We start from the raw sequence: 14,026 nt of genomic DNA, 5'->3' as shown, positions 1-14,026 counted from the left end.
CCTTTATTTTTTTTGTATTTTTGCATACAATGTTAATAAAAAGATTGACGAACGTCAAGAAATGGGACAAAAATGGAATTAGAGAAATTTTGGTTTTTTGAATCGCTTGACGAGCAGGAAATAACAGAGTTAAAAAGCATAACCGTTAATAGAAAATATAAAAAAGGAGATATCCTTTTTTATGCAAAAGATGAGCCGAAATATCTTCATCTGCTTGCCAGCGGCGTAGCAAAGCTGTATATTTACGATTTCAAAGATAACGAGGTGGTTTTACATAATCTCTGCGCACCCAATCTCATAGCCGAAATAGCAAATTTCGAAGAATCTCCCTACCCCGCCAACTGCTCATTTGAAAGCGATGCTGAGATCTATCTCATCGACTACAAGAAGTTTAAAGAGAAGTTCTTAAGCAAAACGGAGATATCTATGGTTTTTATAAAATCGCTGACGAAAAAGATCAAAGCTCTTGAAAGCTTCATAAACTACTCTATCACCGCTGATAGTTACACCAAGATCGCAAAGTTTTTATATGAGAACGAAAGCATACTCAAAAGCCTCAAACAGATAAAGATCGCCTCCATTTTAAACATTGCGCCCGAAACATTGTCGAGAAACGTAACGAAGCTGAAAAAAGAGAAGATCATAGATAAAGACGGCGGCTACATCAAGATCATCGATCATGGAAAGCTTAAAGAACTGATCGCATAAAGCATATTGAATCAATAAATCAACATATGTTGATTTATTTATGTTATACTTTCATAATCTAAAATCCGGATTTAAAAATGACTCAAAAAAAACAGATTCTTATTCTTTGTACGGGCAACAGTTGCCGCTCTATCATGGCTGAAGCACTTATCAATGCAAAACTCAGTGATTGTGCAGAAGCACAAAGCTCGGGAGTAAAGGCGAGCGGAACCGTTAATCCGAATGCGCAAAAGCTTTTAACGGACAACGGGCTTTGGAGAGATGAATACCATTCAAAGCTCATCGAAACTGTTTTAGACACTCCATTTGATCTTGTAGTGACCGTTTGCGACAATGCCAAAGAGACCTGCCCTATGTTTCCAAAAGCGGTCAAAACCATACACGTCGGTTTTGAGGATCCGAGCGGAAAAGAGTATGCAGAGTATGAAAAGACTTTAAAACTTATAGAGCAGCAGCTGCTCCCCGTCATAAAAAAAGAGCTTTGCTAAGTGCTTAACTAGGAAGTTTCGGTGTAGGTTCGTCTATGTAATAGCCCTGCGAATAATCTATTCCGAGCTCTTTAACCACCGATTCGACGGTACTTGAGTGTACATACTCCGCTATGGTCTCGATACCCATCTTTTTGGCAAACTCTACGATGGTCTGCGCTATAAGCCTCGAATTTTTGCAGATATCGATATCTTTTATGAGCATCCCGTCTATTTTGATGTAATCTACCTGTATCTTGGTAAGATATGAAAAGTTCGAATATCCGCTTCCAAAGTCGTCTATGGCGATCTTTGCTCCAAAACGTTTTACTTCCGTTACGAATCTCGTCACTTTATTATAATCGATGATCGCTTCTGATTCCAAAAGCTCGAACGTTACGCGGTTTCCAAGATCAGATTGCTTCAAGCGTTCTATGATAAAAGTGTATATCTCTTCGCTCATAATATCTTCGATCGAAAGATTGATGCTGAACTCGAACTCGTTGTCCTTAAAGATATCGAACGTTTTTTCTATTACGCTTTTTGTGACCACAGTATAGACTTTTATGGTTTTAGCTATAGGTATGAATTGTAGAGGAGAAAGTATATTGCCGTTTTCATCCTTGAGCCTCGCAAGAGATTCAAATCTCACTATCTTTCCTGTTTTGTTCGATACTATCGGCTGAAAATAGGGAATGACCCCCGAATTCTCTATGGATTTTCTGATCTTGAACGACGTGATGAGATTTTGCTCATACTCGTTTTCGAAGTTCATTCTGTCTTCATATATCCAAAAAGGCAGTTTCATCTGTTTTGCATATTTTAAAGCCATATTCACTTTAGAGAAAAGATTTTCAAAGTTTCTGCCCGCAGAAGACGCCAAAGTCACATCGGTATAGATCACATTGTTTTGATACTCAAACGATGAGTTTTTAAGCATACTGTTTAGCTCTTTCAAATAGCTTTTTAGCGTATAAAAATCCATTATCTCATCAATCAGTATTCCGAATTCGGCACCGGAAATTCTGTAGACTTTGGAGTTTTTCACATTGTTTTTCAATTTAAACGCCATCTGTTCAAGCAGATAATCACCGACGACAAAACCGTAAAAATCGTTTATCACCTGAAAGTTATCCAAAGCAACACAGATGTAGGTCCTGTCTTCTATGTCCTGCATGTCGCGCCGCATCTGGTAAAGATTGGGAAAGCCGGTCAGAGGGTCGGTGAAAAATCTTTTTAAAAGCTGTACTTTACAATCTTGTACATCTGTTTCTACTATTTTATTTTTGTTTTGCAGTTTGTAGAGTATCTCGTCTTTGGTAAGCTTCTCATCCGAGCTGTAGACCACTATGTTTACGTCATTTTTGTCTTTTGATTTCAGAAGTGCTATTTCAATGCCGTCTTTTGAGTTTTTCTTAAGATAAGAGGTAAGATTATGAACAAGGACGGTATTGTGGATATATGCCGCTATCTGGATATATACATGTTCCTTGGACTCTTTATATATCCTCTGTACTACATTTTCGACTTCACTCGAAGAGGATATCGTATATTCGTTTATCATAAAGCCGTTTTTCATGTCCGTCCATTTTATCTATATTTAACACCTCTTAAACTATACTACAAAATATTTTAAAGAAGGTTAGAGAAACGTATTATTGAAATCATATCAAAATCTTGCGATGTTACAAAACCTATATCGGCTTAAATCATTAGGGTTTGAGTATACTGACCTTGTTTCGGTAAATCAAAAGAGCTTAGATGTTCTGCCCGACGATATCGGCTCTTTGCATGCAAGTATCGCATCATGCCATCTTTGCGATCTGAGCAAATCCAGAAAACAAAGTATGAGCGGATACGGGAGCGGCAAGGCAAAGCTGATGATCATCGACTCTATCGTATCAAGCAACGAGAACGATTCGGCAAGCTATTATACGGGAAGAGCCGGCACTTCGCTTAGAAAAATGGTCGAAAACGTACTTGAACTCGATATAGACGATATCTTTTTTACGCATGCGGTAAAATGCAAACCGCTTGGCTCAAACAAGCCTTCCGATTCGGAATTCAATAGCTGTAAACCCTACCTTTTTAAACAGATTGAGCTCATCAAACCGAAAGTTATCGTAACTTTAGGAGATGAAGCCTATAATATCTTTTCTCAAACAAAAGAGGAGTTTAACAGCGTGAGAGGACATATCATCGACCTGAAAGATTATAAGCTCGTTCCTATATATCATCCTCAATTTCTGCTGCGCAATCCCTCTTTAAAAAAAGAGACCCTTAACGACCTTAAAATAATAAAGAGCCTGTTATGAAATTGAAACTTTTTTTACTTCTTTTGCTGCTACCCGTTTTCGTATCCGCAAAAAGCTATCTCGCTTCTCCGATTCCCCTTCCTAAAACATATATGCAGGATCTTGATCCTTACGTATGCGACGAAGAGTGTCTCAAAGAGGAGCTGCAAAAGGGATATATCTTTTCATTTCTGGCACATTCACCGACAAAACTCGATAATAAAGAGCTTAACGAACAGCGTCTTTTAAATCTTTCTCTCTTTAATATCGGTGCACCGATATCCACGGATAAACTAAAGATAGCTATCATCATCCCCTATAAGATCATAGGCAGATATGCGGCTTCCACGACAAACTCCGTCTTTGCGTATCTGCTCACCAAAAATCGTGCATTTGACATCAAAACCTTCAATATCGACTCTCAGGACAAAGACGTTTTAAGCAAGACGATTCATGAGATCGAAAATGAAGGTTTTTACTACGCGATAGCACCGCTGACAAAAGACGGTGTCGATACGGTTATCGGTATAGATCCGCAGATAAACATATTTTTCCCGACCGTAAACAAAGATGATGTAGTCTCATCGTCGAACTACCTGTATTTCGGAGGGATAGACTACAAAGCACAGACAAACCTTTTACTAAAAGAAGCCGTCTCCCCTCTTGTGGTCTTCAAAGACAAATCGATCTTGGCGGACAGGCTCAGTAAATACGCCGAAGACAAATATCTGCATAAAGACATCGATTCGACGGGCTTTGAGCAAGCAGATCCTCAATCAAGAAAAGTCTTTACGTTCAGTATCGATAAAAGTTCTACGAACCTCAAAGACGAGCTGTTTGAGAACAAGGACGTCCAATACGGTTCCTTCTTGACAAATACACCCGTCGTCAAAACAGGAATGATCATGTCGCAGCTGACACTTTACGACGTAAACGAGACGAACGTCCTCTCCACGCAGATAAACTATGATCCGCTGATACTCTCGATGACCCAGTTTCAAGACAGAGAAAATATGATCATCGCCAACTCGATCTCCAAAAACAACAATATTATCATAGAGACAAACTCTCTTTTGAGCAATGACATAGTATATGATTGGATAAACTATGCCACAACAGTCGGTATAGATTACTTTTTCAATCTGATAACAAACGTACCGCGTGAGTATCCGCTGCAGATGGTAGACCACCAGATCATCTATCCTATAACTCTTGTCAAGCCCTCATACGCAAGGTTCAGGACGTATAAATCAGGTGAAAAGTAGGTTCAGTATCTCTAGATTTTGAGGTTCCAGTTTTTTGATTTTTCCCTCAAAATCGACAAATGCAAGTGTTATATCCATCTCAAAAAGTTTTTCTTCGTCTCTATATACCTCCTGACGGAGTTTAAAAGAGACTCGCTTCAATTCCATAAGAGCAGTTTTTACATACAAAATCTCTCCCAATTTTGCCGAGGCGATATACGACGCCTGAATATCTTTGACGACAAAATGTCCGTTTTGCATCACAGGTGACATCCCCTTCTCAAAAAAAGCTTCGCTTCTGGCTCTTTCGCAAAAATTCAGATAGTTTGAGTGGTAAACGACACCGCCGACATCCGTATCTTCATAATAGACTCTAATTTTCATTTACTAAATTCCGATCATAAATATTTCACTATTTTATTAAGATAGCCCTTTAACACCGCTTTTTTTTATTAAGGCTAAAGGGAACAAATATATTATTGATAATAGTTAATTATAACATAAGGAAAAATTCGTAATCGTTTAACTCTACAAACAGGAAAAGCATAGCGGATCGCTTTTTCGCCGTGCTTCGGCAAAATACGGTGCAAATATCCTCAAGGATATTTGTCAAAGAACAAAACAGATAGACTCTGACAAGGGAGACAATCATGCAAGATTCAAACCGAAGAAGTTTTTTCAAATATATGGCCCTACTGGGAATGGTAACTTTTAGTGCCACTCCTTTGCTGGCGAAAAGCCCTAAAAAACAGTTTTTGTATCAAGATCATCCAAAAGACGGCAAAGAGTGCAGCGAATGTCTGCAATTTTTTCCAAAAACAAATGAATGCAGGATAGTAGAAGGTTCTATCAGTCCTCACGGCTGGTGTGTGGCGTTTAGCAAAAAGCCTTAGTAAAACGCCCTGTTCTCTCATCCGTTATTTAGTATTTGAATCCGCTCCGAAGCAAAAGAGAAAAGGCTGTCTGCTAAACCGATTTTTGCAACATCTCTAAAATTTGCCTATAATTGGAGGATTCAAATACCAAAGGATAAAAAAGATGGACGGTAATATCGTGGTCACATACAAAATATTGTGTGAGACGGACCTAAACAAAGAGATAACGATCAAAGAGCTGCTACAAAACGAAAAGATAGCAAAAACGATAAAATCGGAATTTGCCAAAGGGTATAGAAATATAACGCTCTCTTCAGATATAGACGCTGCAGTGAAAATCGAAACCTCAAAAGAGCTCCACACGGTAGAAGTATCTAAAAATGACTTTGCAGATCTTCTTGTACTTGCCGAAGAGGACGCAAACAACAAAAAACTTCTAAAAAAAGATTGCGAACGCGTTGAGCTGGTCAATATCGAAACTTTATAAAATATATTAAAAAAGACTCTTTTTTTAAATAATTATAGTATATCATTGCAGATTATTTTTTAGGAGAATCTCTTTGGTACAGATCAGCGAACATATCTTTTGTGACGACTCTATACAAGAGTGCTATATGGAAAGCAAGCTGCTTCCAAACCCGTATCATAAATACCCGTTTTTAATCATCGAAGATTTTTTTACGCAAGAAGAGTGCAATCTGATCGTAAGCGATGTAAAAAATGACGCCCAGGCGGATAAAGCCATGGTGAAAACGACTCTTTTAAACAGCGTAGTTTCTCCCTCTGTCGTAGAGGAGATAAGAAAAACTTCGATCTACGATCTCGACGAACACTTTAAATCTCTCTATTACAAAAATTTTCAGTTGTATCAGCCAAAGATAGAAAAGTTTTTTTCGATGGCTCTCACCACGGCAACGGATATTCAGGTTTTGGAATATAAGACGGGAGATTTCTACATCAAACATGCCGACGATTCAAACGAGATTCTCGATAAGAACGGCCATACGACGGGCTTTATCTGTGTGGCTCCGCAGAGAAAACTGACAACGGTTCTATTTATCTCCTCGCATAAAGCAAATGCAGACGAAAAAACCGTAAACAGCTTCGAAGGAGGAGAACTGATTTTCAATTATCTTTACGATGCAAAAGGCCATCAGGTAAAACTGCAGCCCAAAGCGGGGGATATGCTCGTATTTTTAAGCAACCCCGTCTTCAGTCACGAAGTACTGCCGGTAAAATCCGGATATAGAGCAACATTGGTCCAATGGCACAATAGCATAAGTTGATTTTTAACACATATTACTATATAGTATATATATGAAAAAGATCATCTTGCTCCTGACAATATCTGTTTCATTATCTTCAGCGGCCGAGTTCAGCTACAGAAAATATCCGCATGTAAAAAAATTTTACAAAGAGCTGGCTCCACAAGCTATAAAAATAGCACATGAGTACCATCTTCCACCGGCAGCCGTTTTAGCTATATCTGGACTGGAATCAGGTTACGGCAGAGGTTACGTAAGCCGTATAACGGGCAACGTCATGAGTCTTGGAGCCTTTAAATCCGACCATGAACTGCCTTCTGTATTTTTGCCCTGGTGCGACACGCATGAAAAAATACTCATAGACCCCAAAGAGATCGAAAAACATCCCAAAGAGGTATTACATTACAAAAAACGGGATAACAGCCTAAAAAGAGATTACCGCCCCGCCCCTTTTGCCGGTACCTGCAAAGATCTCGAATATTTCAAATACCATCCCAAAGAAAGATCAAAAGCCAGATACAGATGCATGGAGGATTTTGCAACAAGATGGATAAGCAAAACAAGCAATAAAAAAAGCTTTGCAAAAGCCAGAATATGGCTGGACGCACTTGTTAAAAAAAACGGAGAAAAGATACTGTATGAAAAAAGGACGAACGAACAGTTTATAAAAATGATAGGAGGACATCCCGATTCTTTCAACTATAGAAAAAATTGGCCTAAAAAAGCGTTGCAGATAATGAGAAAAGCGGGCTTGGTGGAACTTTGCAGAGATATGTATATCGGTAAAAAAAGTTTTATAGCGAGCTGGAGCAAACAACAAAACAGCAGGAGGATACAGTGAAAACAGTTACACTTACGGACAATCAAAATAAAAAAAGTTATGAATTTGAAGTATTACAAGCAACTGCGGGACATAATGTCATCGATATAAGAACGCTGTTCACACAAACAGGACTCTTCACTTATGATCCGGGATTTACTTCAACGGCAAACTGCAGCTCAAGCATAACCTTTATAGACGGCGAAAAAGGCAAGCTGACATATCGGGGATACGACATCAGCGAACTCGCCACGAAAAAAAGCTATCTGGACATCTGTTATCTTCTGCTCAATTCCGAACTTCCATCCCAAAACGAAAAAACTGCATTCGATCTGGAACTTCGAAAAAGATCGTTCGTACATGAAGGGATCAAAAACCTCTTTGAAGCTTTTCCCGATAAGGCGCATCCGATGGCGATGATGGCTTCGGCGATATCCGCTCTTTCTACTTTTTATTTCGAACACCTGAACATAGAAGATGAAAACGAATATCAGGTGATGGCAAGACGCATACTGGCAAAGATTCCGACTCTTGCCGCTTTTTGTCACAGACGCTCATACGGACTGCCATTTATATATCCCGATCTCAACCGCTCTTTTACGGAAAACTTTCTATATATGATGAGGGCTTATCCCTCCGGCGAACTTGAGATTCCGGAAGTCGAAGTACGGGCGCTGGACACCATCTTTACCCTTCATGCAGATCATGAGCAAAACGCTTCCACTTCGATCGTCAGAGGAGTCGCTTCTACGGGTGCTCATCCCTATGCGGCGATATCCGCCGGCGTCAATGCGCTGTGGGGAAGAGCACATGGAGGCGCGAACGAATCGGTCATAGCGCAACTGGAGTATATCGGCGATATAGAAAATGTGGACGAGTTCATAAAAAAGGCAAAAGATCCTAACGACAAATTTAAACTGATGGGATTCGGACACAGAGTCTACAAAAATTTCGATCCCCGCGCAAAAATTCTAAAGATGCTTTTAGATGAATTAAAAGATGAACTCGGAGTCGATAACAAACTGTTGCAGATCGCACAGAAAATAGAGGAGATCGCGCTTAACGACGAATATTTCATAAAAAGAAAACTCTACCCGAACATAGATTTTTACTCAGGTCTTATCTTAACGGCTCTTAAGATCCCAAAACCTATGTTTCCCATTATCTTCGTTATCGGCAGATCGGTAGGATGGATAACACAGTGGATAGAGTTAAAACATGACAAAGAGATGAAGATAGCACGCCCGAGACAACTCTATGTCGGCGAAGTAAACCAAGAAATTTAAAAAAAACTGTAGTATAATCTCGATATGAACAAGAAACAACAACTCATACAAGATATACAAAACCTTCTTAACAGCTATGACGATATGAAAAAAACAGACATCAACCCCTCGTTATTGGAGTTTATGGATGAAGAAACGTTAAAGGGGATCATCTCATCGCTGCTTGATCAAAAAGAGCAGGAAAAAGAGACAGACAAAGAGTGGTTAGAGCAATTCAAAAAATATACACATTAAAAATTATTTGATTCCGTTTTATTCTATATAGAAAGTTAACAGAATATGATGTATAATTGCAACACGAATTTTAACAGGGAGAATAAAAAATGTCAAGTATAGATTTAGTACAGCTCACAGAACAAACAAAAAAACTTACCGCTATGGTCGTAGAGGACGAAGCTGTAGCCAATGAGCTTTTGAGTTCTACGTTTAAAAACTTTTTTGCCGATGTAACGTCTGCTTTTAACGGAAAAGATGCTTTGGAGATGTACGAAAGACTTATGCCGGACATCGTATTTTTAGACATCATCATGCCGGAAATGGACGGAATCGAACTTTCCCGCCGCATCCGTGAAATCAATCCAAATCAGATCGTCATCATCATATCTGCAAGCAACGATATTCAAAAAATATCCGAATCTATCGAGATCGGCGTAAACAGCTTCATTCAAAAACCGATAGATACGAAAAAAATCATAGAGCTTATCTCTAATATAGTCGCAATGATAAACAAAAAGAAAAAGATAGAAACAAAAACATTTTCGATCTCTTTACCGCTGGACCTGTATGAGATGGTCGACGAAAATGCAAAAGCAGAAAGTATCTCCAAAAACGCCGTAATAATAAGAGCCCTCAGAAACTTTTACAACGACTGATTTTATATGCATACATCCCCCTGTATGCGCATATAAACGACAAAGATGATTTTTATATTTTCTTAAGATTTTAAAAGATATAATTTCGGCGCAGATACACGTATCTGAAAGAACGGCTCCATCATCTAATGGTTAGGATTCAAGGTTTTCATCCTTGCCATAGGGGTTCGAATCCCCTTGGAGTCACCACTTTTTCTTTCTAACTCCCTATTTTAGCCACTTTAACAATTTAGTGAATGTCACATAGCGCGTTTTGTACACATTTTTGTCACACACGGTGGTCAAATTATGAGTAACTTTTTTCTACAACGCAATAAAACTTTCTATTTTCGCAGAAGAATCCCCAAAGAATGTTTAAAATACTTCAAAAATCGTGAAGAAATCCGAATCAAAGTGTCGCAAAGCAGCCATTTCCAGGTTACACTGTCGATAAAGGTACTAAATTCAATCTATGAGGAGCTTCTCACTATGCTAGTTTTATATGGCGGAAACAATAAAGATGCACTTGTTATGCAGTACATGACACGGATGAAAGAGTTTGCAGAACTCAATACTCCAACTCTTCCAATCATCACCTACTCAACAGAGCAGTTCTACCATGAACAAAACGAAGAAATCAACGATCAGATATTAAACAAGATAGGAAACTATACTCTCCAAGAAAAAAAGAAACTCCTCAAGAACCTCGATGCATTAGAGACATTCACGCAGATCATTGATGTGCGTTCAGACTTTGCACCTCAAATAAAAGAGGAACCAAAAGAAGTAAAAAGAACGACCATCACCTTTAAGGAACTCTATGAGCTTTTCATAAAAGAGAAAAAGCTCACAGCTCCAAATACTACTCAAAGTACATGGAGAGATTATGAAGCTGCATATCAAGACTTTATCTATGTCATTGAAAATGCAGAGGCTAGAGACATTACCTCCTTTACAAAAGAAGACCTAAGAACCTTTGCAGATGCACTGCATAACCACCTTCCCTCTAGCAGAACTAAAAAACCACAGTTTAAACACCTTACCTACTCTGAGCTTAAAACCATAGAGTTAAAAGAGAATGAAAAAACAGCATTCGCTACAAAGCAAAAGAAGATGCTCTCAATAAAACAGATATTCGATATTGCAAGCGATGCGAGATACAGCTATATAACAGAAAACATAGTCGAACCATTCTTGATGAAAAAACCAAAAAACAGCAAGAAGATTCAAAAAGAGAGAAAACCACTAAGCGAAGAGAATCTTAAAAAGCTTTTCACTTCTAAACTCTATACGGACAAGCTGAAGCATACCCTCACATTTGCACCTGAGAAATACTGGATTCCTATAATTGCTGGTTATTCTGGTATGCGACAAAACGAGATATGCCAGCTCTATGTAGAAGACCTTAAAAGTATTACAACAGACATGGGTGAGATTATATGGTACTTTGACCTCAATGAAGAGAAAGACAAACATCTTAAAAATGAGAATGCCTTCCGTCTAGTGCCACTTCATCCTAAGCTTATTGAGCTTGGATTTATTGAATACTACAATTCCATAAAAAATAAACAGCCAAGACTATGGAAAAACCTGAGCTCCACCCGAAAGAGGAAAGGTACAACACGGACTATGGCAAGAATTTTATGAAGTATTTCAGGAAGCATGTAACTGAAGAAGAAGATCAGGTATTTCATAGTCTTAGACATAATGTTGGAGACCAGCTTATGAAAAATGCTGTTCACTATAAGCTGCCAAAAGACCTTATGAATCGCATTATGGGTCACGAACCTGACAAAGATATGACCTCTGTTGTTTATTCGCAAGGGTATGGAGTTGAAGAGCTTTATGAGGGGATTAAGACACTTGACTTCAAAGATCTTATTCACTTGAAATTAAATTCAACCTGCGCTATGCTTCCTTTTCAGAATTAAAGCTCCTGGTGTTTTAGACATGATTCGATAATTATTGCGGATAGCTTTAAGGCCAACTATTCCGCCCATAACCACTCCTAAACTTATCATTGCAATCGCCGCAGGCATACCAATCAAAACTGACACTCCACCAGCGGCGATAGCTGATACGGGAGTTGTACTTCCTCCTGTTGCTGGTGTTGCAAGGAGACTATATATACCTGCTGCCACTAGGCAAATTGCCACACTCCATGTAACTTGTTTAATTCCATGAATAAGAATAATCCATTTTTCTAGCTCTGGATTGTCAACTTTAATTTCATCTTCACCGCTTAGAATAGCATCTTTCAATGTTTGCTTTGATTTTACTTCTACCACTATTAGATATTTCCTTATAAATAATACAAATAGATTCACCTAAAAAGATAAGTGATCTATACTTAAAAATCGCCTATTAATTTATCTGTTTCACTTAAATATCTAACAACATAATTATCTTTAATCTCTTGTAGATTAGTTGCATTATTAACAACCTCAGATACTGTAGTAATAATCGTTTGAATATTTTTTGCACCTAATTCTTTGATGGCAGTATACACACCATCTTGATATGTATTTTTATCACCATCAAAAGGACTATCAAAAGCAACAAATTTTATGAACTCTTTATCTTTATATGATTCTGCCAGTGCAGCAGCAAAAACAAAACATAAAAGCTTTTTAAGCGTATGCCCTTCATCTAAAGCATTATCAAAACCTTGACTATTTTCTACCTTCAAGTCAAATTCAATATTATCTGAAGTATTAAATCCTATTGAAAAAGCCAATTCTCTATTAAAAACAAGCTTACCGTATTTAATTAAATTAGATTTCAATTGAGTTATAAATGGACTAGTTATTATTCTTTTATTTTCTTGAATTGTCTTACTAAGCTCTTCTCGTCTAGAAGTTAAAGTTTCTTTCATTAGTTGTATCTCATCAAAAATATTTAATCTATCTTTGTGAACTTCTATCTTTGTTCTAAAATTAATGATTTCTTTTTCTAACTCTTTGAATTTGGCCATTGTATCTGTATTTTTTAATACAGATAGGATCTTACTTCTCTCTTCATTCAAACCAAGTAATTCTTTTTCAATATTTTCAATTTGTGCTAAAAATTCTGTCTTATTTTCTTTAAATACTACTATTCTTTCTTCCAAAATTTGTTTGTTAAAAGCAATGACACTGGTATAGTTCTTTTTTAAATCTGTAGGAAATAGAACTTTCATTTCATCAAATAAACCATTAATATCCTCTTCATCAATTGCTATTTCTTCTTCCAAAGATTTATTTATATAATCTATTTCTCTATTGAGTGAGTTTCGCTCTTGGTTTAATAATGATATTTCTGTTTCTATGTTGTTAATAAGTTCTTTACTTATATTCTTTTCACTTAAATAAAAGTCGAAATTAGCATAGAGTTCTTCTTTTTCGCTTAATTGCTTTTCATAAACAGATATTTCTTCTATAATAGATTCTTTAGTTCTATAATTGCCTAAATCATTTTCTTTTACAATAATTTGTTTTGATATCTCTTCTATTTCATTATCAAGTTCATATTTTCTTCTTATCTTGTTTCCATCAATGCCTAATAGATTTGAAATTATTGGCTTATAATGAATATCTCTCTGTCTTATAAATTTATTTAACCTAAAAACATCACTTTGATTATCTTGATCTCTTAAAAAGTAACTCACATATTGTCGGTAATCATCTAAACAAAATCCTATGCTTTTTTGAATGTACGCTTTAACTACTTCGACTCCACCTACAATATCAAATGTATCAGTATCTAGTAAAAGATCTTTATGATCTAAAATCTTTGCTGTAATATTGCTTGAACCACGAGTTGGTCTTTTTATTGTCAAATATTTATTTGAATTTACTTCCAATTCTAAGTAAAATGTAAAGTTTGAAAATTGTTCTCTGCTTAAGAAATCTTTACTTCCTTTTAACAAACAAAAGTCAATTAAACTAAATAATGTACTTTTACCAACACTATGATCATCTGACAAGATAAAATTTATACTATCTCTAAATACTATGCTTTTAAAATTCTCATTATCTGAATATATTTTTGATAATTTCATTTAGATAACCTTATTGTGTCTTCAGCTTTAATATATTCTAACTTGCCTAAGATATACAAAAAATTCAATGTATAAACAAAATCTTTTTGTTGTATTTTTAATTTATTTTTCAAATATTGATACATATCATTTAATTTGTATTCTTTATGTGTTTTCATTTCCATCATAAGATGATAT

General features: G+C 36.8%; 16 protein-coding genes and 1 tRNA gene. 13 read left to right on the top strand and 4 right to left on the bottom strand.

Annotation, left to right across the window (positions count from 1 at the left end):
• The first annotated feature begins 72 nt into the window (after positions 1-72).
• Both WCY03_RS05485 and WCY03_RS05480 read left to right on the top strand, forming a co-directional pair.
• On the top strand, positions 73-708 hold the full coding sequence (locus WCY03_RS05485) for a Crp/Fnr family transcriptional regulator (protein ID WP_345993986.1): 636 nt from the start codon (positions 73-75) through the stop codon (positions 706-708).
• Positions 709-785: 77 nt separating this feature from the next.
• Positions 786-1,196: an arsenate reductase ArsC gene (locus tag WCY03_RS05480; protein WP_345993985.1), complete on the top strand. Its 411-nt coding sequence runs from the start codon at positions 786-788 to the stop codon at positions 1,194-1,196.
• A gap of 4 nt (positions 1,197-1,200) precedes the next feature.
• Here WCY03_RS05480 and WCY03_RS05475 read toward each other — a convergent pair whose 3' ends face one another.
• Positions 1,201-2,754 carry an EAL domain-containing protein gene (locus WCY03_RS05475; RefSeq protein ID WP_345993984.1) on the bottom strand — a complete coding sequence of 518 codons (1,554 nt, stop codon included), beginning with the start codon at positions 2,752-2,754 and terminating at the stop codon, positions 1,201-1,203.
• 103 nt (positions 2,755-2,857) lie between these two features.
• Between WCY03_RS05475 and WCY03_RS05470 the strand changes: the two genes are divergently transcribed.
• Positions 2,858-3,490: a uracil-DNA glycosylase gene (locus WCY03_RS05470; protein WP_345993983.1), complete on the top strand. Its 633-nt coding sequence runs from the start codon at positions 2,858-2,860 to the stop codon at positions 3,488-3,490.
• Entirely contained in the window at positions 3,487-4,734 is a 1,248-nt protein-coding gene (locus WCY03_RS05465) for a hypothetical protein (protein WP_345993982.1), read from the top strand. Before WCY03_RS05470 ends, WCY03_RS05465 begins: the two co-directional genes overlap by 4 nt.
• Here WCY03_RS05465 and WCY03_RS05460 read toward each other — a convergent pair.
• Positions 4,720-5,097, bottom strand: a complete 378-nt coding sequence (locus WCY03_RS05460) for a YbgC/FadM family acyl-CoA thioesterase (RefSeq protein ID WP_345993981.1) — start codon at positions 5,095-5,097, stop codon at positions 4,720-4,722. The genes WCY03_RS05465 and WCY03_RS05460 overlap by 15 nt on opposite strands.
• A 266-nt stretch (positions 5,098-5,363) precedes the next feature.
• On the opposite strand from WCY03_RS05460, the gene WCY03_RS05455 reads away from it, so the two are divergent.
• The 9 genes from WCY03_RS05455 to WCY03_RS05415 all read left to right on the top strand — a co-directional run bounded on the left by WCY03_RS05455 (position 5,364) and on the right by WCY03_RS05415 (position 11,457).
• Positions 5,364-5,606, top strand: a complete 243-nt coding sequence (locus WCY03_RS05455; protein WP_345993980.1) for an iron oxidase oxidoreductase — start codon at positions 5,364-5,366, stop codon at positions 5,604-5,606.
• 145 nt (positions 5,607-5,751) lie between these two features.
• Positions 5,752-6,075 (top strand): hypothetical protein, encoded by a 324-nt coding sequence (locus tag WCY03_RS05450; RefSeq protein ID WP_345993979.1) that lies wholly within the window; start codon positions 5,752-5,754, stop codon positions 6,073-6,075.
• Between the two features lie 73 nt (positions 6,076-6,148).
• On the top strand, positions 6,149-6,874 hold the full coding sequence (locus tag WCY03_RS05445) for a 2OG-Fe(II) oxygenase (protein ID WP_345993978.1): 726 nt from the start codon (positions 6,149-6,151) through the stop codon (positions 6,872-6,874).
• Positions 6,875-6,905: 31 nt separating this feature from the next.
• Entirely contained in the window at positions 6,906-7,694 is a 789-nt protein-coding gene (locus WCY03_RS05440; RefSeq protein WP_345993977.1) for a glucosaminidase domain-containing protein, read from the top strand.
• Entirely contained in the window at positions 7,691-8,959 is a 1,269-nt protein-coding gene (locus WCY03_RS05435; protein ID WP_345993976.1) for a citrate synthase, read from the top strand. Before WCY03_RS05440 ends, WCY03_RS05435 begins: the two co-directional genes overlap by 4 nt.
• A gap of 24 nt (positions 8,960-8,983) precedes the next feature.
• Positions 8,984-9,193 (top strand): hypothetical protein, encoded by a 210-nt coding sequence (locus WCY03_RS05430; RefSeq protein ID WP_345993975.1) that lies wholly within the window; start codon positions 8,984-8,986, stop codon positions 9,191-9,193.
• Positions 9,194-9,282: 89 nt separating this feature from the next.
• Entirely contained in the window at positions 9,283-9,831 is a 549-nt protein-coding gene (locus WCY03_RS05425; RefSeq protein ID WP_345993974.1) for a response regulator, read from the top strand.
• Positions 9,832-9,945: 114 nt separating this feature from the next.
• Positions 9,946-10,020 (top strand) — tRNA-Glu (locus WCY03_RS05420).
• Between the two features lie 279 nt (positions 10,021-10,299).
• Positions 10,300-11,457, top strand: coding sequence for a hypothetical protein (locus WCY03_RS05415; RefSeq protein WP_345993973.1), 1,158 nt, complete (start codon positions 10,300-10,302; stop codon positions 11,455-11,457).
• A 251-nt stretch (positions 11,458-11,708) separates the two neighbouring features.
• On the opposite strand, the gene WCY03_RS05410 is transcribed toward WCY03_RS05415, so the two are convergent.
• Together WCY03_RS05410 and WCY03_RS05405 are read right to left on the bottom strand one after the other, a co-directional pair.
• On the bottom strand, positions 11,709-12,098 hold the full coding sequence (locus WCY03_RS05410) for a hypothetical protein (RefSeq protein WP_345992384.1): 390 nt from the start codon (positions 12,096-12,098) through the stop codon (positions 11,709-11,711).
• Between the two features lie 62 nt (positions 12,099-12,160).
• On the bottom strand, positions 12,161-13,849 hold the full coding sequence (locus WCY03_RS05405) for a hypothetical protein (RefSeq protein WP_345992385.1): 1,689 nt from the start codon (positions 13,847-13,849) through the stop codon (positions 12,161-12,163).
• Positions 13,850-14,026 lie beyond the last annotated feature (177 nt).

The sequence above is a fragment of the Sulfurimonas sp. HSL-1716 genome, assembly GCF_039645975.1.
Lineage (GTDB): Bacteria > Campylobacterota > Campylobacteria > Campylobacterales > Sulfurimonadaceae > Hydrocurvibacter > Hydrocurvibacter sulfurireducens.
Note: the sequence above shows the minus strand (reverse complement) of the source record. Positions and strands in the feature narration are given on the sequence as shown.